This window comes from Micromonospora costi, assembly GCF_003626655.1.
Classification (GTDB): domain Bacteria; phylum Actinomycetota; class Actinomycetes; order Mycobacteriales; family Micromonosporaceae; genus Micromonospora; species Micromonospora costi.
This window is the reverse complement of the sequence record NZ_RBAN01000003.1, coordinates 866,386-884,839: the sequence shown is the minus strand read 5'-3', so window position 1 is coordinate 884,839 and position 18,454 is coordinate 866,386. Positions and strand designations below refer to the sequence as shown.

At 75.2% G+C, this 18,454-nt stretch carries 21 protein-coding genes and 2 pseudogenes; 15 read left to right on the top strand and 8 right to left on the bottom strand.

The genetic code is table 11. The features are described 5' to 3' along the window. The first annotated feature begins 113 nt into the window (after positions 1-113). The 15 genes from D7193_RS34280 to D7193_RS20705 all read left to right on the top strand — a co-directional run bounded on the left by D7193_RS34280 (position 114) and on the right by D7193_RS20705 (position 9,399). Positions 114-815: a hypothetical protein gene (locus tag D7193_RS34280; RefSeq protein WP_241563224.1), complete on the top strand. Its 702-nt coding sequence runs from the start codon at positions 114-116 to the stop codon at positions 813-815. Continuing rightward, positions 812-1,204: a phage holin family protein gene (locus D7193_RS34275; protein WP_241563222.1), complete on the top strand. Its 393-nt coding sequence runs from the start codon at positions 812-814 to the stop codon at positions 1,202-1,204. Before D7193_RS34280 ends, D7193_RS34275 begins: the two co-directional genes overlap by 4 nt. 20 nt (positions 1,205-1,224) lie before the next feature. Then, positions 1,225-1,983, top strand: coding sequence for a DUF3618 domain-containing protein (locus D7193_RS20765; protein WP_120781137.1), 759 nt, complete (start codon positions 1,225-1,227; stop codon positions 1,981-1,983). Between the two features lie 31 nt (positions 1,984-2,014). Then, positions 2,015-2,872: a hypothetical protein gene (locus D7193_RS20760; protein WP_377456153.1), complete on the top strand. Its 858-nt coding sequence runs from the start codon at positions 2,015-2,017 to the stop codon at positions 2,870-2,872. 102 nt (positions 2,873-2,974) lie between these two features. Beyond that, positions 2,975-3,484 (top strand): GNAT family N-acetyltransferase, encoded by a 510-nt coding sequence (locus tag D7193_RS20755; RefSeq protein WP_120781135.1) that lies wholly within the window; start codon positions 2,975-2,977, stop codon positions 3,482-3,484. 288 nt (positions 3,485-3,772) lie between these two features. Then, the gene (locus tag D7193_RS20750) at positions 3,773-4,180 is read left to right on the top strand and encodes a hypothetical protein (RefSeq protein ID WP_120781134.1); all 408 of its coding nucleotides are present in this window, start codon (positions 3,773-3,775) and stop codon (positions 4,178-4,180) included. Positions 4,181-4,182: 2 nt separating this feature from the next. Continuing rightward, positions 4,183-5,409 carry an SRPBCC family protein gene (locus D7193_RS20745; protein WP_120781133.1) on the top strand — a complete coding sequence of 409 codons (1,227 nt, stop codon included), beginning with the start codon at positions 4,183-4,185 and terminating at the stop codon, positions 5,407-5,409. Further along, positions 5,406-5,840 (top strand): gas vesicle protein GvpJ, encoded by a 435-nt coding sequence (gvpJ, locus tag D7193_RS34975; RefSeq protein ID WP_120781132.1) that lies wholly within the window; start codon positions 5,406-5,408, stop codon positions 5,838-5,840. The genes D7193_RS20745 and gvpJ (D7193_RS34975) overlap by 4 nt, the downstream gene beginning before the upstream one ends. Further along, positions 5,833-6,588, top strand: a complete 756-nt coding sequence (locus D7193_RS20735) for a GvpL/GvpF family gas vesicle protein (RefSeq protein WP_120781131.1) — start codon at positions 5,833-5,835, stop codon at positions 6,586-6,588. Before gvpJ (D7193_RS34975) ends, D7193_RS20735 begins: the two co-directional genes overlap by 8 nt. Before the next feature lie 3 nt (positions 6,589-6,591). Continuing rightward, positions 6,592-7,074: a gas vesicle protein GvpG gene (locus D7193_RS20730; RefSeq protein WP_120781130.1), complete on the top strand. Its 483-nt coding sequence runs from the start codon at positions 6,592-6,594 to the stop codon at positions 7,072-7,074. Further along, entirely contained in the window at positions 7,031-7,378 is a 348-nt protein-coding gene (locus D7193_RS20725; protein ID WP_120781129.1) for a gas vesicle protein GvpO, read from the top strand. Before D7193_RS20730 ends, D7193_RS20725 begins: the two co-directional genes overlap by 44 nt. Before the next feature lies 1 nt (position 7,379). Then, complete coding sequence (gvpJ, locus tag D7193_RS34970; RefSeq protein WP_120781128.1) at positions 7,380-7,757, top strand: gas vesicle protein GvpJ; 378 nt, start codon at positions 7,380-7,382, stop codon at positions 7,755-7,757. Further along, the gene (locus D7193_RS20715; RefSeq protein WP_120781127.1) at positions 7,741-8,571 is read left to right on the top strand and encodes a GvpL/GvpF family gas vesicle protein; all 831 of its coding nucleotides are present in this window, start codon (positions 7,741-7,743) and stop codon (positions 8,569-8,571) included. The genes gvpJ (D7193_RS34970) and D7193_RS20715 overlap by 17 nt, the downstream gene beginning before the upstream one ends. A gap of 22 nt (positions 8,572-8,593) precedes the next feature. Beyond that, positions 8,594-8,974, top strand: a complete 381-nt coding sequence (locus D7193_RS20710; RefSeq protein WP_241563220.1) for a gas vesicle protein — start codon at positions 8,594-8,596, stop codon at positions 8,972-8,974. Beyond that, entirely contained in the window at positions 8,971-9,399 is a 429-nt protein-coding gene (locus D7193_RS20705) for a gas vesicle protein K (RefSeq protein WP_187356261.1), read from the top strand. Before D7193_RS20710 ends, D7193_RS20705 begins: the two co-directional genes overlap by 4 nt. Positions 9,400-9,483: 84 nt before the next feature. On the opposite strand, the pseudogene D7193_RS20700 reads toward D7193_RS20705, so the two are convergent. The 8 genes and pseudogenes from D7193_RS20700 to D7193_RS20670 all read right to left on the bottom strand — a co-directional run. Next, a pseudogene (locus tag D7193_RS20700) lies at positions 9,484-11,049 on the bottom strand (AAA family ATPase); the annotation flags it as partial. 164 nt (positions 11,050-11,213) lie between these two features. Then, positions 11,214-11,802, bottom strand: a pseudogene (locus D7193_RS34910) (AAA family ATPase); the annotation flags it as partial. A 43-nt stretch (positions 11,803-11,845) separates the two neighbouring features. Continuing rightward, the gene (locus D7193_RS20695; protein ID WP_120781410.1) at positions 11,846-12,397 is read right to left on the bottom strand and encodes a hypothetical protein; all 552 of its coding nucleotides are present in this window, start codon (positions 12,395-12,397) and stop codon (positions 11,846-11,848) included. 43 nt (positions 12,398-12,440) lie between these two features. After that, positions 12,441-13,199 (bottom strand): GTP-binding protein, encoded by a 759-nt coding sequence (locus D7193_RS20690; RefSeq protein WP_206611930.1) that lies wholly within the window; start codon positions 13,197-13,199, stop codon positions 12,441-12,443. Further along, on the bottom strand, positions 13,177-13,638 hold the full coding sequence (locus D7193_RS20685; protein ID WP_120781125.1) for a DUF742 domain-containing protein: 462 nt from the start codon (positions 13,636-13,638) through the stop codon (positions 13,177-13,179). The genes D7193_RS20690 and D7193_RS20685 overlap by 23 nt, the downstream gene beginning before the upstream one ends. Further along, a complete protein-coding gene (locus D7193_RS20680) occupies positions 13,635-14,111 on the bottom strand; it encodes a roadblock/LC7 domain-containing protein (RefSeq protein WP_174242680.1) in 477 nt (158 codons plus the stop codon). Before D7193_RS20680 ends, D7193_RS20685 begins: the two co-directional genes overlap by 4 nt. Continuing rightward, complete coding sequence (locus D7193_RS20675) at positions 14,108-16,909, bottom strand: sensor histidine kinase (RefSeq protein WP_120781407.1); 2,802 nt, start codon at positions 16,907-16,909, stop codon at positions 14,108-14,110. Before D7193_RS20675 ends, D7193_RS20680 begins: the two co-directional genes overlap by 4 nt. Next, on the bottom strand, positions 16,896-18,068 hold the full coding sequence (locus tag D7193_RS20670) for a hypothetical protein (protein ID WP_120781124.1): 1,173 nt from the start codon (positions 18,066-18,068) through the stop codon (positions 16,896-16,898). The genes D7193_RS20675 and D7193_RS20670 overlap by 14 nt, the downstream gene beginning before the upstream one ends. Positions 18,069-18,454: the final 386 nt, after the last annotated feature.

Genomic DNA, 18,454 nt, shown 5'->3' with positions numbered 1-18,454 from the left:
CGGGCCTCTGCTGCCGAACCCGCCGGCCGTGAATGTCGCCGGACCCGGCGGGTAGGCGTCGGGTGGCGTTCCGGGGTCACCTCGTGTCCCGGGGCCGACGAAGGGAGTGCACGATGACGGCGATCAACCAGAACAGACCGCCGAGCGGCACCACTGAGCAGGCCCGCCAGCAGGCGTCCCGGGTCGGTCACCAGACCGCCCAGGCCGGTGGCCAGCTCGGCCACGCGGCGGCCGAGCAGGGTCGGCAGGTGGCCGCGCAGGCGCGGCAGCAGGCCCACTACCTGAGCGGCGAAGCCACGTCCCAGCTGCGTGAGCAGGCCCGCTCGCAGAAGCACCGGGCCGCCGAGGGATTGCGCAGCATGGGCCGCGACCTCGGTTCGATGGCCGACCAGGGCGATTCCGGCATGGCCGGTGAGGTCGTCCGTCGGGTCGGCGACGTCGCGCAGCGGGCCGCCGGATGGCTCGACGAACGCGAGCCCGCCGACGTGCTTCACGACGTGCGGTCGTACGCCCGCCGCCACCCGGGCATGTTCCTGACCGGTGCGGCGGTGGCCGGGCTGCTGTTCGGCCGGCTCACCCGGAACATGACCTCGTCCGGCGACGGGCACCACCCCGAGGCCGGCAGGGGACAGACCGGGCAGCCGATGCGGCACACCGGGCAGATGGCGCAGACGCCGACCGGGCCGCAGCCGTACGAGCGGACCGTCGAGGCGCCGTACAGCGCCGACGTGCCCTACACCCGGGCCGGGCGGGCACAGAACATGCCGCCCGCCGACCGGCAGGACCCGGGCATGCCCGGCGGGGTGGCGCCGTGAGCGCCCCCGAGAAGGAACGCACCCAGTCGGTCGGTGAACTGCTGGGTGACGTGACCCGCGACATGTCGACGCTGTTCCGCCAGGAGATCGACCTGGCCAAGGCGGAACTGCGCGAGGAGGCGACCCAGGCCGGCAAGGCCGGCGGCATGTTGGGCGGCGCGGCGTTGGCCGGCTTCCTGACCGTGCTGTTCGTCTCGTACGCGGCCTGGTGGGGTCTGTCCAATGTGATGGACCAGGGCTGGGCCGCGCTGATTGTGGCGGCCGTCTGGGCGGTTGTCACCGCCATCCTGTTGGCCGTCGGGCGAAACAAGCTGCGGCAGTTCCGCGGAGTGCTGCCCCGGACGCAACAGACCGCACGGCAGGTGCCGAACGCCTTGCGCGGCCGGTGAGCCAGCCGGGAGGGAGCAGGATGTCCACCGATCCGGACCTCATCCGGGAGCAGATCGAGCAGACCCGGAGAGACCTGAGCAGCAACGTCGACGCGTTGACCGACAAGGTCGACCCGCGACGGATCGCCGGTGACCGCGTCGGCCAGGCGCGCGGCGCGTTCACCCGGGTGAAGGAGAAGGTGATGGGTTCGCAGATGGACGGGCACGGTGCCGCGCAGCGGATGACCGGCTCGATGCAGCAGATGTCCGGCCAGGCGGGGCAGAAGATGTCGTCGGCCGCCGACTCGATGCAGCACATGACGGGCCAGGCGGGGCAGAAGATGTCCTCGGCCGCCGACTCGATGCAGCACATGACCGGCCAGGCCGGCCAGCGGATGTCCAACGCCGCCGGCTCGGTGCGGGACGAGGCCCGCTCGATGGGACAGCAGTCCCGGCAGCAGTTGCAGGGCAACCCGCTGGCGGCCGGTCTGATCGCGTTCGGCGCCGGGCTGCTCGCCTCCGCGCTGATCCCGCCGAGCCGCCGCGAGCGGCAGTGGACCGGGCAGGCCAAGGACATGGTCGGCCACCAGCTCAGCGAGCACTCGGGCCAGCTGCGGGAGCAGGCGAGCCACGTCGGCCACGAGTTCCGCGAGAACATGCAGGGGCCGGCGCAGGAGGCCGCCAGGTCGGTCGGGTCGACCGCCATCAAGGGCGCGTCCCAGATGCGGGAGCAGGGCCGATCGGCTGCCCAGCACGTGCGTGGGCAGACTCACGAGGCGGCCGGTGAGCTCCGCCGTTGAGCCGGTGCGGGCGGTGGGGCGGGCCCCGCTCATGCGGGTCCGCTCCGCCTCCGCTCCGATCCCCGGACGGGACGCCAACGAGGATCTGGTGTTCCGTTTCGGGCCGTTGGTCGGCGTCCTGGACGGCGCCACCGTTCCCGAGGGCTTCGACACGGGGTGCGTGCACGGGCCGGAGTGGTACGTGCGGCACCTCGCAGCGCGGCTCGTGCTCGCCGAAGCGGTGCGCCCGGCGGCCACGCTCATGAGCAACCTCGCGGCGGCGATCCTCGCGGTGCGCGCGGACCACGGCGGCGAGTGCGACCTGGACCATCCCGGCACGCCGTCGAGCACGGTGTGCCTGCTGCGCGAGGGCGGCGACCAGGTGGACTACCTGGTGCTCTGCGACAGCCCCCTGGTGCTCGACGCGGGCGGCCGGGTCACCGTCGTCTCCGACGACCGGCTCGACGCCGCGATGGCCGATCTGCGCCGCACGCTGGCGACCGTCCCGGCGGGGGACGCCGAGGACCGGCTCACCCGGTTCCGGCAGGCCGTCGGGGTGCAGCGGGAGCGGATGAACCGCACGCACGGGTACTGGGTGGCCGCCGCCGACCCGGACGCCGCGTACCACGCGGTGACGGGGACGGTGCCGCTGCGCGGGCCGGGCGCGCTGCGCCGGGCGGTGCTGCTCAGCGACGGCGCGTCCAGTGCCGTCGAGCAGTTCGGTCTGGTCGACTGGGCCGGCCTGCTGGACGTGGTGACGGCCGAGGGGCCGGGCGCGCTGATCGACCGTGTACGGGCGGCCGAACGGGACCTTCCGGAGCGGCTTCGCCGGCACAAACGCGCGGACGACGCCTCCGTGGTGCTCTGCGAGTTCGACCCGGGCGACAGCCCGGCTGACGACGGAGCGTGAGCTAGCGCCGGGGCGGCCCGACCGGCTGGTACCGGCCGACGGACCGCCATTCGCTGCGGGATGGGGTGGACTTCTCCCGGTAGGGCCGGCAGACTGCGGCACGTGGCGGGTACGGTCCGGTTGGAGCCGGTGGACGAGCGAAACCTCGAGCCGTTGCTCTCCGTAGCGGCCGCCGAGGCGGAGCCCGGCGACGTGATGCCGCCGGTGGAGGCGCCGGCCGGCTGGTCACACGCGCGGCGGGAGGCGTTCCGCGAGTTCCACCGGGCGAGCTTCGGCGGGCTTGCCGGCCCGACCCGGACGCAGATGTACGCGATCCTGGCCGGCGGTGAGGTCGTCGGGATGGTCCGCATGACGCGCCGCGACGAACCCGGGACGGTGGAGACCGGCATGTGGCTCGGCCGCTCGGCGCGCGGCCAGGGCGTCGGCGGGGCCGCCCTGCGGGAACTGCTCAACGAGGCGGCGGCGGCCGGCATGCGTGCCGTTGTCGCGGAGACCACCCGGGACAATTCGAGCGCCGTCCACGTATTGGAGAAATGCGGCGCCCGAATTCGATCGGACGGGGACAAGGTGTACGCCGAAATCTGTCTTGATTCCGCGCCACCGGCCCTCTGATCCGATTCGCACGTTCTTTCTCCGACTGTCTCCTTCGCGCTCCTGACCAGCGCGTCCGTGCCTAGACGTCCGTTTTGACGCACTCCCGACCCGTCTTTCGGAATGGGTTCGCCAGCGTCTGTGGCGAAATCGTCTGCGCGGTTTCGTGGTGGTGCCCTGGGGTACTGCCCGCCGGGTCCGCCAAAACGGGACGCCTGATGAAAGGTCCCGCTCGCGTCGGTCAGCGGGCCCTTTCTTCGGCCCCGACGGCAGCAGGCGTCCGGACCGCGGGGGAGCGAAGGAGAATCGATGAACAGCGGAGCACGAATCGGACTCGCAGCGGGTCTCGGCTATCTGGTCGGTCGGCGCCGGAAGCTGCGTGTCGCCCTGGCCCTGGCTGCGGCCGTCGCGGCCGGCCGGGCGAGCATGCACCCGGGCGGCCTCTTGAAGCGCGGCGCGGACCTGCTGCAGGCCCACCCCCACCTGGCGAGCGTCGGCCGTCTCGGTGGCCCGCTCGCCGTGGCCGGCAAGGCGGCCGCCAGCGCCGCGGCCGGCAACGGTATCGACGCCATAAGCGGCAAGCTCCGCGACTCGGCGGACACGCTGCGTCGACGCTCCGCGGGGCTCACCGGCCAGACGTCCGGGGGCGACGGGGCCGAGCAGGCGTCCGACGGCAGTGAACCGGCCGAGCCCGCCGGCCAGCGGCGGGGGCGGTGAGCATGGCACCGAACCCGAGCAGCGGCGGGCTGAGCGGCAAGGTTCGCGGCCAGCTCGCCGACGAGGTGCGGAACCTGGCCCAGGCGCTCGGTGAGCGGGCGGCCTCGGCGGTGACCGAGAAGATCACCGGCGCGACCGACCGGCTCAGCGAGTACGCGAAGCAGGGCGGCGGCCCCGGCCTCATCGCGGCCGCCACCGGCGCGCAGCGGATGGCCAAGGGTGACTCCCCCGTGAAGGCGATGATCCACGCCGGCATGGCCGGCGGTAAGGAGAAGGTGATGTCGGCCCTCGGCAGGGGCAAGGGCGGCAAGGGCGGCGGCAAGAAGCTCAAGGTGACCAACATCGTCGAGACGATCGAGGTCGGCGTGCCGGTGCGGGTCGCGTACAACCAGTGGACCCAGTTCGGTGACTTCCCGAGCTTCATGAAGAAGGTCGAGAACGTCGACACCGAGTCCGACGAGAAGCTCACCTGGAAGGCGCAGGTCTTCTGGTCGCACCGGTCGTGGGAGTCGACGATCGTCCGGCAGATCCCCGACCGGCTCATCCACTGGCGGTCGAAGGGTGAGAAGGGCTCGGTCGACGGGACCGTCAGCTTCCACGAGGTCACCCCGGACCTGACCCGGATCCTGGTGGTGCTCGAGTACCACCCGCAGGGCCTGTTCGAGCACACCGGCAACCTGTGGCGCGCCCAGGGCCGCCGCGTCCGGCTGGAGCTGAAGCACTTCGTCCGGCACGTGATGACGCACACCGTGCTCGACCCGGACTCGGTGCAGGGCTGGCGAGGCGAGATCGAGGACTCGCAGGTGGTCAAGGACCACGACACGGCCGTGCGGGAGGAGCGCGAGCAGGAGGAGCGGGAGCGTCCCGAGCCGGCGGCCGGCCGGGAGGAGCCGGAGGAGCCGGCCGAGGAGGAACCCGGCGAGGAGGAGCCGCGCCGGGAACGGGCCCGTCCCGCCGCCCGCGGGCGCCGCCGTCCGGTGCGGCGCCGTCCCGCCGAGGAGGAGTACGACGAGTACGAGGACGAGTACGACGAGGGCTACGAGGAGGAGCCGGAGGAGCCCGAGGAGCCCGAGGAGCCGCGCCCGACGCGTCGGCGGGCACCCGAGCGGGCGCGCCGTGCCCGTCCCCGCGAGGAGCCGGAGGTGGGCGAGGAACCGCGGCCCCGCCGTACGCCCCAGGCGCCGCGCCGTCCCGTGGTCCGCCGTCGCCGAGAGGAGTCGGAGCAGTGACCATCGCGACCACTGACGGCCAGGCCGGCGGCGCTCTGGAGCGGAGCGGGTCGTCGTCCGGGCTGGCAGACGTCGTGGAGACGGTGCTCGACAAGGGCGTCGTGATCGACGCCCAGGTCTCGGTCGCCGTCGTCGGCATCCAGTTGTTGGAGATCAACGCCCGCGTGGTGGTGGCGAGCGTCGAGACGTACCTGCGGTTCGCCCAGGCCGTCGACCGCCTCTCCATCACCCCGCGCGACCAGAAGGGGCTGCCGGACCTGGTCGAGGGAGCCACCGGGGCGGTGACCGCCGGCAAGGCGGCGTCCGGCGTGGGCAAGACCGTCGGGGCGATCGGCGGCGCCGTGCGCGACGCCGTCGGTGAGCTGGGTTCCGACCGCGACCGGGACCGCCCCCGGCGCCGCCGCCGCGACGAGGAGCGGACCGATGAGTGAGGAGCGAGGCTTGTTCATCTACGGCATCGTGCCGTCCGATGTGGAGCCGACCCCGGACGCGTCCGGGGTCGGCGACCCGCCGGGTGAGGTGACCGTCGTCCGGCACGGACGGGTGGCCGCCCTGGTCAGCGAGGTACCGCTGGAGACGGCCCTCGGCCGGCCCGCGGACCTCACGGCGTACCAGGAACTCCTGGACGGGACCGCCGCCGTGGCCCCCGTGCTGCCGGTCCGCTTCGGCACGGTGGTCACCGGGCCGGACGCCGTCGCCGACCTGCTCGACGCGCACGGCGACCGGTTCGCGTCGGCGCTCGACGAACTGGAGGGACACGTCCAGTACGTCGTGCACGGCCGGTACGAGGAGTCCGCGCTGATCCAGAGCGTGCTCGACGACAACACGGCCGCCGCCGACCTGGCCGACCAGGTGCGCGGGCAGCCCGAGGAGACCACCCGGGAACAGCGGATCCGGCTCGGCGAGATCATCAGCCAGGCGGTGGAGCTGCGGCGGGAGGCGGAGAACCGCGACCTGCTCGACACCCTCGGCCCGCTTGCCACGTCCGCCCTCGCGCGGCCGCCGAGCAACGAGCTGGATGCGGTGAACGCCGCCTTCCTGGTCGAGGCCGACCGGGAGGACGACTTCGTCGACGCGCTGGAGGAGTTCGCCGAGCAGCGGCGGGGCCTGATCCACATGCGGCTGCTCGGCCCGCTCGCCCCGTACGACTTCGTGAGCGCGCACCAGCTGGCCGGGTGAGCGGTGGACATCCTCTGGGCGCTGCTGACCCTGCCGTACGCGCCGGTGCGCGGGCTCACCGCCGTGGTCAAGGTGATCGCCCGCGAGGCGGAGTCGCAGCTCTACAGCCCGACGAACATCCGCCGCGAGCTGGAGGAACTGGACGCCGCGGCGGCCGCCGGCGAGCTGTCCCCGCAGGAGCGGGACCAGCGCCAGCAGCAGGTGCTCGAACGGCTGACCGGCCCGACCGAGCGCCCGGCCGCCGCCCAGGGCGGGCGCGAGCCGGCGCCGGCCCGACGGAACGGCGACGACGGGCGCCGCGCACCCGTCGTACGCCGGAACGGGCCGGCGCGGCGGCGCGCGGCCGCGGCGGGCCCGCGCGGCGGCGACCCACGGCCCGCCGCCGAGCGGGCGCGGCGGGCGGAAACGGAGCGGCGACGAAACGGTGGGGGAGGTGTACGGGATGGATCGGATCCGCGGCGACGGCGGCCGGGAACGCCGGCGTGAACCCGAGCCGGAGGACGAGTGGGTGGACGACGAGGAGTACGTCGAGCCGCTGTCGGCCGCCGAGGCGGCTCGGGAGGGGCTGCGGCAGATCATCGAGCTGACCGGCCGCGAACCGGTGGGGACCACGTCGCTGAAGGCCGTCAAGGACGGCTGGCTGGTCGGCGTCGAGGTGATCGAGGACCGGCGCATCCCCGCGTCCACCGACCTGCTCGGCCTCTACGAGGTGGAACTGGACATCGACGGCGCCCTGCTCGGCTACCGGCGGGTGCGGCGCTACCAGCGGGGGAAGGGCGAGGTGGGCTGAGATGACCAGTACGCCGTCGGTGGTGCAGAACTCCGGCCAGGTGCTGCCGGCCGGGCACGAGCCGGCCAACCTCGGCGACATCCTGGAGCGGGTGCTCGACCGGGGCATCGTGATCGCCGGGGACATCCGGGTCAGCCTCCTCGACATCGAGCTGCTGACGCTGAAACTCCGCCTGGTCATCGCCTCGGTCGACACCGCACGGCAGATCGGCATCGACTGGTGGGAGCACGACCCCTGGCTCAGCTCCCGCGCCCGCCCGCCCGTCGAGCCGGGGCCCCGGGACCCGGAGGAGGTGGAGGCCGAACGCCGGCCGCGGGTCGAGGCCCGGGCCCGGCGACGCGACGCCGAACGGGAGGAGTGGGATGAGTTCGACGGTTGACTGCGGTGCCGGTGACCTCGTCGCCGACACCGGCCGGTGGCTGCACGGGGTGGTGCGGGAAGCGGATCTCGGGCTGCTCACCGGTCTGCCGGGGATGGACGGCGAGCCGGTCCGCCCCGTCCGGGCCGGCGGCCTCGTGGCCGTGGTGAGCAGCGTGCCGCTGACCGAGTACGGCGAGGAGGCCCTGCGCCGGAACCTGGAGGACCTCGCCTGGTTGGAGCGGGCGGCGCGGGCGCACCACCGCGTGGTGGACGCCCTCGCCCGAGCCGGAGCCGTGGTGCCGGCCCGGCTGGCCACCGTGCACCACGACGACGGCCGGGTGGCCGCCTCGCTCACCGACCGCCGCGCCGAGCTGGTCACCCTGCTCGACCGGCTCAGCGGCCGCGGTGAGTGGGGAGTCAAGGGGTACGTGGTGCCGGGCGCGACGCCGCAGGCCGAGGAGACCGCGGGGCCCGGCGGCGCCGGGGCGGCGTACCTGCGGCGGCGGCGGGCCCAGCTCACCGCCCGCGAGGACGGGCAGCGGGCCGCCGCCTCCGCCGCGGCGGCCGTACATGACGCGCTCTCCCGGCACGCGGTGGCCGCCCGACGGCACCCGCCGCAGGACCGCCGGCTCTCGGGCGCTCCCACCGCGATGGCGCTCAACGGCGCGTACCTGGTGGACACCGCGACCCTGTCCGCCTTCGCCGGGCTGGTGGACTCGCTCCGCGCCCGGCACCCCGAGCTGCGCCTGGAGCTGACCGGGCCGTGGCCGCCGTACTCCTTCGTGGCGGAACGTCCGGCCGAGCCGGCGCTGGTGCGGGAGCCGGCATGCTGACCGCCCGCACCGCGCCTCGGCGGTGGGCGGTTGGCGTTGCGCCTCGGCGGCGGTGGTCGGCGCCTGGCGTCGCGGCTCGCCGGCCCTGGTCGGCGGCTGGCGTCGCGTCTCGGCGGTGGTCGGCGCCTGGCGTCGCACCTCGGTGGTGGTCGGCATGGTGACCACCTCGCTCGCGCCGAGCAGCGCGGACGACCCGCTGGCCTACCGGCCCGTCGCCCTGGTCGACCTGCTCGACCGGGTGCTGGCCACCGGCGTGGTGGTCAGCGGCGACATCACCCTGGCGATCGCCGACGTGGACCTCGTCCGGATCTCGCTGCGCGCCCTCATCGCGTCCGTCGGCGCGCTCGCGCCGCCGGAGCCGGAGCCCGCTCCCGGGCCGGTCACCGAAGGGGTGGTCGGATGACCGCGCATGACGGGACCGGCCCCGGCCCCGCGCGCCGGGACGAGGCGGCGGTCGTGGTCCCGGGTTCCGAGACCGCGCGCCGGGACGAGGCGGCGGAGCTGGTGGCCGCGCTGGACGCGCCGCAGTGGCGTCCGCCCCGGGTCACGCCGCTGGACCGGCGCCTCGCCGTGGACCGGGACTCGGTCGAGCGGGGACTGGCCAGCCTCGTGCTCACCGTGATCGAGCTGCTGCGGCAGCTCATGGAGCGGCAGGCGCTGCGCCGGGTCGAGCTGGGTGACCTCACGGACGAGCAGATCGAGCGGATCGGCGTGACGCTGATGGCGCTGGAGGAGCAGATGACCGGGCTACGGGAACACTTCGGCCTGGCCCCCGAGGACCTCAACCTGGATCTCGGCCCCCTGGGCCCCCTCCTACCAACAGACTGACCCGCCGCCCGCCCGGCCCCCCTCGCGCGGTGATCATGAAGTTATCGTCACGACACGCCGGTGGGAGCGCCGACAACTTCATGATCACGGTGTGGGTGGGGGTTCGTGGGTGGCCGCGTAGGCCGTTAGGTGGGCCAGCTGGGCTGGGTCCAGGGACGGGCGGACGCGTCGGCGGGCCGCGGCCACGTGCCCGGCGGTCACCGTGGTGGCGTTCAGCGACTCACGCATCGCGGCCAGCGCCGCCTCGCGTACCAGGGCCGCGCAGTCCGCGGCGGAGAACCCGTCCAGCTCGGCGCCGAGCGCCGCGAGGTCGACGTCCGGGGCCAGCGGTACCTGTCGGGCGGCGGCCCGCAGGATCTCCGCGCGGGCCGGCCCGTCCGGCGGCGGTACGTAGACCAGGCGCTCCAGACGCCCGGGTCGCAGCAGCGCCGGGTCGACCAGGTCGGGCCGGTTGGTGGCGCCGACCACGACCACGTTGCGCAGCGCCTCCACGCCGTCGAGTTCGGTGAGGAGGGCGGCCACCACGCGGTCGGTCGTACCGGCGTCGCCGGCCTGCCCGCGTACCGGGGCGAGCGCGTCGACCTCGTCGAGGAAGACCAGGGTGGGCGCGGCCTCCCGGGCCCGGCGGAACAGCTCGCGGACGGCCCGCTCGCTCTCACCGACCCACTTCGACAGCAGCTCCGCGCCCTTGACCGAGAGGACGTTCGCCCGCCCCGAGCCGGCCAGCGCGGTCACCAGGTAGGTCTTGCCGCAGCCGGGCGGCCCGTAGAGCAGGACGCCACGCGGCGGCTGCACGCCCAGCCGGGCGAACGTGTCCGGGTACGTCAACGGCCAGAGCACCGACTCGGTGAGGGTCTGCTTCACCTCGACGAGGTCGCCCACGTCGTCCAGGGTCACCGTCGCCAACTCAAGCGTGGACGCGGCCATCGTGGTCGGCCGGACCACCTCCAGCGCGGCCGTGAAGTCCGCCATCGCCACCGTCGGCGTCCGCGCCGCCTTCTGCCGCAACGCCGCCCGTACGCCGGCCTCGCGGACCAGCGCGGCGAGGTCGGCCGCCACGAAGCCCGGCGTACGACCGGCGACCTCGTCGAGCCGGACGTCCTCGTCGAGCGGCACCTCGCGGGTGAGCACGGTGAGCTGCTCCCGCCGCAGCGCCGGGTCGGGCAGCGGGATGCTGATCCGCAGGGAGAGCAGATCGGGCGCGCGCAACGCCGGGTCGACCGCCTCCGGACGGCCGGTCGTGCACACCACCGCCGCCCCGGCCCGGACCGTCTCGGCGAGCACCTGACGGAACACGGTGGCGACCGGCCCGGGCTGATCCGCCGGCGCGAGCGCCTCCACGTCTGTGACGAGCAGCACGGCCGGGCCACCCGAGCGGACGGCGGCCGCCGCGACGCGCAGCCGGTCCGCGGCCGCCTGGTTGTCGAGCGCGGCCACCTCGGGCGCCCACAGGGCGCAGATCCGGGCGCCCACCTGGGCGGCCACGGCACGGACCAGGGCCGACTTGCCGGAGCCCGCCGGGCCGCTGATGAGCACCCCGAGCGAGACGGTGGTGCCCAGCCGGCCCAGCACCTCGCGGTGGTGGAAGCCGAGGTCGAGCAGTTCGGTCAGCTCCTCGGCCTGGGCCCGTAGTCCCGGCAACTGGTCGAGCGCCGGCGCGTCGACGGGGACTTCCACCTCGCCGGTGGCGCCGGCACCTCGGCCGCCCGCCACGCCAGCGCCCGTGCCGCCGGCACCCGTGACGCCGGCACCCGTGCCGCCGCTCGGTCCGCCGCCGCTCGGCCCGGCGGCATCTGGGCGACCGCCCGCCCCGCCGCGGGAGCCGTGGGTCACCGGCCCATGCTCCCAGCCCACCAGGGTGTCCATCGTGACCAGCGCCCCGCCGGCCGGCTCGGCGGCGACCACGGTGAGCAGGGTGCTGGTCCAGGCGTACCCGACCGTGTTGGCGAGGCTGCGCCGGGCGGCCTCGACGAGGCTGCGGACCGACGCGTCCGGCAGCACGTCCTGCGGCATCAGCGACACGTCGTCGCCGGCGGTGACCACCTTGCCGAGCAGCGCGAGCCGGAGCATCTCCGGGCTCACGGCGGCCACGATCTCGACCGGCCCGGCGAGCGTGACCCGGGTGGCGGCGGTCACCGGCAGCGGGGTAATGGTCACCTGGCCCCCGTCCCGCACGCCCAGGTTGCCGAGCACCAGGTCGTCGGCGTACATGAGGGAGGTGCTCGCGTCCGGCCCGGCCGGCGCCACGATCCCGGCGGTCTCCCGCCGGCCGGCGAGCCGCACCGGGTCACCGGGACGCAGGCCCAACGCGGTCAACACCTCCGGGTGCAGCCGGACGACGCCGCGCCGGGCGTCCAGGGCCGCCGGGCGCAGGCTCGCGGTCAGGGTCAACTCGGGCGCCACCGTCCGACCCTAGCCGCCGGCGGCCCGCGCCGCCCGGCCACCGCTACCGGTCGTGATCGGTGAGCAGCGACGGGTCGCGGCGGATCAGCTCGGCGAGCCGGGCCGCCGGGGCGTGCCCGGTGCCGCCCCGCCCGGGCGGCCACGACGGCGCGTTCCTCCCGGACACCGGCCAGGTCGGCGGCGGCGCCAGCTCTGCGGCGACCGTCACCTCGTCACCGCTCCAGGCGACCCGCAACGGGTACGCCTGCCCGCCCTGCTCCACCCGGACGGTGACCGCCAGCCCGGGGTGCTCGGCCACGACCCGGCGGACGGCCTCGACGACCGCCTCGACGGGATCCTCCGCCGTGGCCCGGTCACCGTCGAGCCGGTGCGCGCCCGGCTCCCGGCCGCCTTGCGCGCCCGGCTCCCGGCCGCCTTGCGCATCCGGCTCCCGGCGGCCTTGCGCGTCCGGCTCCCGGCCGCCTTGCGCGTCCGGCTCCCGGTCGGTCTGCGCGCCCGGCTCCCGGTCGGCCTGTTCGGCCGGGCCCGCGGCCCGCCGCAGCGCCTCCTCGCGCCGGGCCATCCGGGCCAGTGTCTCGTCCAACCCACCTCTCATCACGACCACCCCTTCGTGGATACGGGTCTGACCGCCCCGGAGTTCAGGCCCCCCGGTCCCGGGTGGCCCGTTCCAGCGCCCGGTCCAGGACGACCAGCAGGGCGTCCCGTACGGAGAGCCGGTCCCGGGCGTCGAACTGCACGAGCGGCACGTGGTCGCCGACCGCCAGCGCCCAGCGGATCGATTCGAGGTCCAGCGCGAGCCGCCCGTCGAACGCGTTCACGCCCACCACGAACGGCAGCCCGGACTGCTCGAAGTAGTCGATGGCCGGGTAGCAGTCGTCCAGCCGCGAACTGTCCACCACCACGAGCGCTCCGAGGGCGCCGCGGGCCAGGTCGTCCCACATGAATCCGAAGCGGGCCTGGCCGGGCGTGCCGAAGAGGTAGAGCTTCAGGCTGCGGTCGATGGTGACGCAGCCGAAGTCCATGGCGACCGTGGTGGTGGTCTTGGTCGAGCGCGCCCCGGGGTCGTCGATGCCGATCCCGGCGCTGGTCATCTCCGCCTCCGTGGTGAGCGGAGCGATCTCGGAGATCGCGCCGACCGTGGTCGTCTTGCCCACGCCGAACCCGCCCGCGATCAGAATCTTGACGGGCACGGGGGGCGCGTCCGCCGGGCGCGGCCGGGGCAGTGCCCCGGGCACGGGTACGGAGGCGGTGGCGCGGGTCGGCGCTGACGCCGGCGGTGGGACGCGGTCGGTGGCCGGTCCGGCCCCCGCGGGCGTGCCGTAGCGGGTGGCGGCGCTGTTCCCGGCGAGCCCGCCGAGCGGGGCGACCGGCCAGTCAGGAGATCGCACGGAGTCCATCAATCACTCGCAGGATGAGATCGGGGTCGGAGGCGCCGCCGCCGTGATCGAGGTGCACCTCGAGGTGGCCGGCGGCCCGTAGGTCGCCGACCAGGACGCGGGTCACCCCGAAGTGCAGCCGGGTACGGGCCGATATCTCCGCGACGGAGATCGGCTCCGTGCAGAGCGCGACGATCGCCTGGAGTTCCGGCGCCAGGAGTGCGAGCGCCGCGCCCGTACCGACCGGTGCGGCGGTCACCTGGGTCTCCAGGCTGATCGCCGGGTCGACGGCGGCCACCCGCCCGGCGGTCAGCACGAACGGGCGGGGGACGGCCGGCCCGTCCGTCCCGGCCCCGGCGGCCGGCGCACCCGCGTCCGGGGCGGACGGCACGCGCAGGTAGGGCCGGATCCGGACCTGGTGATCCGGATCCGGCCCCGCGCCGGGGACCTCGCCGGTCATTGCTGGGCGGCGTTCTTCAGCTCGGCGATGAGGCGGGGGGTGAGCGCGCCGCCGGCCCGCCCGGCGAAGAGCGTCATCTCGTACGCGACGGTGCCCAGGTTGGCCGACCGGTCGGCGACCACCCCGAGCACCGACCCGCTGCTGATCGCGCTGATCAACAAGTAGCCCTCGGCCATGTCGACGACCACCCGGTTCAGGCCGCCGAGCGCGTACCAGCTGGCGGCGCCACCGGCCAGGCTCGTCATGCCGGAGACCACGGCCGCGAGGCGCTCCGCGTTGGACCGGTCCCGGATCGCCGACATGGCCATCAGCAGCCCGTCCGAGGAGACGGCGATCGCCTCCAGCACGCCGGCGGTGCTCGACGTGAAGGAGTCCAGCAGCCAGTTGAAGGTGCGGGCCTCCGGGCTGAGGTCCCCGACGGGAGCGGGGCTGCCCGGGTTGTCGACGTTGTCGTGCAGGAAGGAACTGGTCACCGTGTTGATCCCTCTTCGTTCCGACGGCCTGGACTGACTTCGCGCAGAGCACGGGCTACGCCCGCCTCGAACTCGGTGATGAGGTCGCGGACCTCGGCCGGGTCCCCGGGATGGGAGCTGATCGGCTGGCGGGCCGGCGGGGTGGGGAGGCTCGCGCCGGGGACCCGCCGGTTCAGCGTCGGCCGATCGGGCCGTACGCCCGGATCCGGTGCCGGCTGGTTCAGTTCGGCCCGGCGTACCCCGGACTGGATCGCCTCGACCAGCGCGCGGGCCGCGGTCGGGTCGACGGCGGCGGCGGCCGGCGGGCCGGCGGACGGGCCGCTCGGCGGCAGGTTCGCCCCCGGCACCCGCTGCCGCACGACCGTGCCGGCCGCGCTCCCGGGATCCTGGGCCGGCTCCGCGCCCGTGGCCCCCGCCGTGTCGGCGGCCGTGGTCGGCCGGACCGGGCGGCGGGGGAGGCCGGCCGGGGTGGTTCCGGCGGGCGGCGTCGCCACCGGGCCGGTGATCGGGGTCGCGGTGCCGGCCGCATCCTCGCCGGTCGGGCGGTCGTCCGCGCCGGGGCCGCCGGCCGGGGCGCTGATCTCCAAGTACGCGATGGCGCCGGTCGGTGCCGGCTCGACCCCCGTGCCGAAGGCGTCCCACGACTCGCCGGACTCCACCGACCGGGCGGCGCGGTCGAACAGGGCCGGGTCGAAGCCGGCGGGTTCGAGGCCGGCGGGGTCGGAGCCGGCCGGATCGCCCGGCGCGGTCCACGGCCCTGGTGAGTTCGGGGCGGTCCGCGGCCGCGGGACGGTCGGCGCGGTCCGTGGTCCCGGGACGGTCGGAGCCCCGGCCGGCCCGCCCGGGCCGGTCACCGGGGCGGGTGCGGCAGGCTGCCTGCCCGGCGCGCGGCGCTCCCGGGCGGGCACGGTGGCCCGGGCCACGGCGGCTCCGGCCCGGTCGGCGGGGCGCAGCACCAGCGACGCCTGCGGGATCTCCAGCCGGGCCGTCACCCCGCCGCCGCCGGTCGGTGCGAGGCTCACCGCCCAGTCGTGCCGGCGGGCGAGCCGCCCCACCACGAACAGGCCGAGCACCTCGGTCGGGGCCAGGTCCAGCCGCTCCCGCCGGGTGAGCCGCGCGTTCTCCTCGGCCAGGCGTTCCCGGGTCATGCCGATGCCGTGGTCGGTGACGGCGAGCCGGGCGCCGTGCTCGGTCCGCTCCGCGCTCACCAGCACGCGGGTGTGCGGCGGGGAGAAGACGGTGGCGTTCTCCATCAGCTCGGCGAGCGTCAGCACCAGGTCGCCGACCGTGGCCGGCGCCGCCGCGATCTCCGCCGGCACCCGGACGTCCACGCGGGTGTAGTCCTCGATCTCGCCGAGCGCGAGGCGGACGACGTCGGCGAGCGGGACCGGTGCCGTGTACGCGTCCGCGCCGGGCGAACCGGAGAGCACCACGAGGCTGCCCGCGTTGCGGCGCAGGCGGCTGGAGACGTGGTCGAGCCGGTACAGGTCGGCGAGCCGCTCGGGGTCGGTCTCCTTCTGTTCCAGCCGATCGATGAGGGCGATCTGCCGGCCGACGAGGTTCTGCGTACGGCGGCCCACGTGCCCGAACATCTGCGCCACGTTGCGCCGGCCGGCGACCTGCCGCTCGACCAGGCGGGCCGCGGTGGTCTGCACCCGCTCGAACGCCCGGGCCAGGTCGCCGATCTCGTCTCGGGCCCGGACGTCGACCGGTTCGAGCCGCACCGGCGACGCGCTCTCCGTCTCGTCGTCGGTGACCCGCACCAGTTCGCCCTCGGCGACGCGGGCGACCCGGTCGGCCGAGCGGGTGAGCCGGGTCAGGGGGCGGGCCACCGTACGGGCCACCGCCGCGCTGAGCAGCAGCACCACGGCCAGGACGAGCACGGCCACGCCGGCGACCAGGTACGCGGCGGTCAGCGCCCGCCGTTGCTCGCCGGTCACCTCGGCGAGTACGTCCGCCACGATCTTCTTCTCGATGAACTGGCCCAGGGTGATCATCGACCGGGCGGAGGGGAAGAGCGCGTCCAGCGGCACGTTGCGGACCGCTCCGGCCGGGTTGACCGCGCTCGTGGTGAGGAAGTCCGCGCTGGTACGGGCGGCCACGGCGGCGTCGTTCAGCTCGGCGAGCTTGCGCTGCTCCGGTGTGATGAGGCTGCGGAAGCGCACGCTGTCCGCCCGGAGCGCGGCCATGCAGGCGACGAAGCCGTTGTGCACGGCCGGGTCGGCGGTCGCCTTCACCAGCACGATCAGGGTGGCGCAGGTGCCCAGCCCCTCGTCGGCGCGGAGCAGGGCGTCCAGCGCCAGCACCTGGCGGCCGGCCGCCGTGCCGGTGTCCACGTCGAACGCGAGCCGCAGCGAGTCGATCAGCGCGACGTCGACCGGCCCGTACGCGTCCATCACCCGGCCCGGGGTCGCCGTGCCGGCCAGGACCGCGGCGCGCACGTCGGTCAGCGCGCGTACGCCCGCCAGCGCGTCGGCCACGCGGGGCGGCAGGGTGTCGCCGTGGTCGGCGCGCAGGTCGGCCACCCGGTCGTCCACGGTGGCCGCCGTGCGCACCAGCTCGGTGCGCTGCACGCGGCCGAGCAGCAGGCCGACCGAGAGCATGCGCTCCTGTTGCAGGTCCTGCACGAGTGTGCCGATCCGGCTGGCGAGTCGCACCTGGTCGGCGATCTCGCCGGCCCGCTGCGCGGCGGTCACCCGGTCGTGGACCACCGGGACCGCGAGCCCGACCATGCTGATCAGCGGGACGACCACGAGCAGGGCGAGCTTGCCGCGGATGCGGAGCCTACCGAGCAGCATCGGCGGGCCCCCACCGTGCGGCGTCGGGGTCGCCGGCCCGGCCCGCGGGCTGGAGCGGTCGCGGCTCACCGGACCCCGGCTGCCACGTCGGGGCCTCCGCCGTCCGGTCGTCCTCCGCCTTCCGTGCCCGTCGCGCCTCGGCGGCCGCGCGCCGGGCCCGGCGCGCGGCGGCGATCAGCACCCCCGCGAGGACGGCCAGCAGCAGGACACCCAGCCCGGCCGCGGCGACCACCAGCCACCGGTCCCGGTCGAGCCGGTCGACCCGGGCGGCCAGCAGCGCGTCGAGTTCGGCCAGGATGACCGGCTGGAGCTGCTCGGCGGCCGCGTGCGCGTCGAGCCGGGCCCCGGCGACCGGCGCCGCGTCCAGCGTCCCGGTGCGGGTGGGCGCGGACGCGGCGGCGAGCGCCTCGACGGCCCGCTGGTAGGTGTCGAGCGGCGTCAGCACGTTGCCACCGAGATCCGCGCTCTCGGAGCGGTCCACCGCGGCGCGGAGATCGTCGACGAGGGTGCCGGCCGGCGTGAGGGCGGCCACCCGCAGGGCGGCGAGCTGGGCGAGGGTGCGGCTCCGGTCGTCCGGGGAACGCCGCGCGGCGAGCGTGGCGAGGTCGGTGAGCCGTCCGGCCGCCACCATCGCCTCGGGCAACTGCCGCCCCGCCGCGTCCTGGAGGAAGAACGAGTCGGACTCCGGGTCGCGGATCAGCCCCGAACTCTCCCGGACCTTGCGGTGCAGGTCCAGCAGCAGGTCGGTGACCTCCCCGTACGCCGTGAAGGCGGCCTCCGGGTCGGTGGGTGGGCGGTCGCGCAGCGCCTCCAGCTTCGCGCGCAACCCGGCCCAGCGCTCCTGGGTGCGCAGCTCCGCGCCGACCCGGGCGTCCACCCGGGCGACCTCCTCGACCGCGTCGGTCAACGCCGCGCCGGTCGCGGAGCGTCCGGCGACCGCGGCGGACTGGGCGTCGACCAGCGCGTCGGTGACCGGGCCGAGGATGCGCAGGTATGCCACCCCGAGCCGCTCCCGGGCGGCGAGGCTCCGGTCGTCGTCGGTGAGGCGCCAGCTCTGCTGGAACAGCACGCCGAGCGGCGCCAGCAGGCCCACGACGAGCAGCAGCGGCACCACGCGGCGGGCGGTACGTGGACGCACCCGTGACGCGGGGACGGTCATGGCGGGTCTCCTCCGGAGGAGGCGGGACGGGGTGGGTGGCGTGGGGTGGGGGCGGTCGGGCCGGGAGCCGGGGTGGCCGGCCGCGGTCCCGTGCACCGGACCGGAAAAGTAACCGAACCGCAGGTCGGTGATCCTGCCGCCGATCGGTCAGCTTTGCGTCACTTCGAGCGATGTCACTGGTCGTCCGTCTCTCCGGCACGCTCGGTGCCATCGAGGGGTGTGACATGCAGCGATCAAGACCGATTTCCAGCGGTAGATCGGAATTCACGGAATCCGAATTCGTCCCGCTGAGATCCGCCCGAGGATGAGCGGTCGCACCGCCGCGGGCACCGATCGGACCAACCGGACGGACGTACGGCGGATCTCAGCCAACGCTCAGGGATCGA

Excerpts from the sequence above, each read along its gene's own strand:
- D7193_RS34280 (WP_241563224.1), top strand. The coding sequence starts at position 114 with ATGACGGCGATCAACCAGAACAGACCGCCGAGCGGCACCACTGAGCAG.
- D7193_RS20765 (WP_120781137.1), top strand. The coding sequence starts at position 1,225 with ATGTCCACCGATCCGGACCTCATCCGGGAGCAGATCGAGCAGACCCGG.
- D7193_RS20760 (WP_377456153.1), top strand. The coding sequence starts at position 2,015 with ATGCGGGTCCGCTCCGCCTCCGCTCCGATCCCCGGACGGGACGCCAAC.
- D7193_RS20750 (WP_120781134.1), top strand. The coding sequence starts at position 3,773 with ATGAACAGCGGAGCACGAATCGGACTCGCAGCGGGTCTCGGCTATCTG.
- D7193_RS20745 (WP_120781133.1), top strand. The coding sequence starts at position 4,183 with ATGGCACCGAACCCGAGCAGCGGCGGGCTGAGCGGCAAGGTTCGCGGC.
- D7193_RS20735 (WP_120781131.1), top strand. The coding sequence starts at position 5,833 with ATGAGTGAGGAGCGAGGCTTGTTCATCTACGGCATCGTGCCGTCCGAT.
- D7193_RS20725 (WP_120781129.1), top strand. The coding sequence starts at position 7,031 with ATGGATCGGATCCGCGGCGACGGCGGCCGGGAACGCCGGCGTGAACCC.
- gvpJ (WP_120781128.1), top strand. The coding sequence starts at position 7,380 with ATGACCAGTACGCCGTCGGTGGTGCAGAACTCCGGCCAGGTGCTGCCG.
- D7193_RS20715 (WP_120781127.1), top strand. The coding sequence starts at position 7,741 with ATGAGTTCGACGGTTGACTGCGGTGCCGGTGACCTCGTCGCCGACACC.
- D7193_RS20705 (WP_187356261.1), top strand. The coding sequence starts at position 8,971 with ATGACCGCGCATGACGGGACCGGCCCCGGCCCCGCGCGCCGGGACGAG.
- D7193_RS20695 (WP_120781410.1), bottom strand. The coding sequence starts at position 12,397 with ATGAGAGGTGGGTTGGACGAGACACTGGCCCGGATGGCCCGGCGCGAG.
- D7193_RS20690 (WP_206611930.1), bottom strand. The coding sequence starts at position 13,199 with ATGGACTCCGTGCGATCTCCTGACTGGCCGGTCGCCCCGCTCGGCGGG.
- D7193_RS20685 (WP_120781125.1), bottom strand. The coding sequence starts at position 13,638 with ATGACCGGCGAGGTCCCCGGCGCGGGGCCGGATCCGGATCACCAGGTC.
- D7193_RS20675 (WP_120781407.1), bottom strand. The coding sequence starts at position 16,909 with ATGCTGCTCGGTAGGCTCCGCATCCGCGGCAAGCTCGCCCTGCTCGTG.
- D7193_RS20670 (WP_120781124.1), bottom strand. The coding sequence starts at position 18,068 with ATGACCGTCCCCGCGTCACGGGTGCGTCCACGTACCGCCCGCCGCGTG.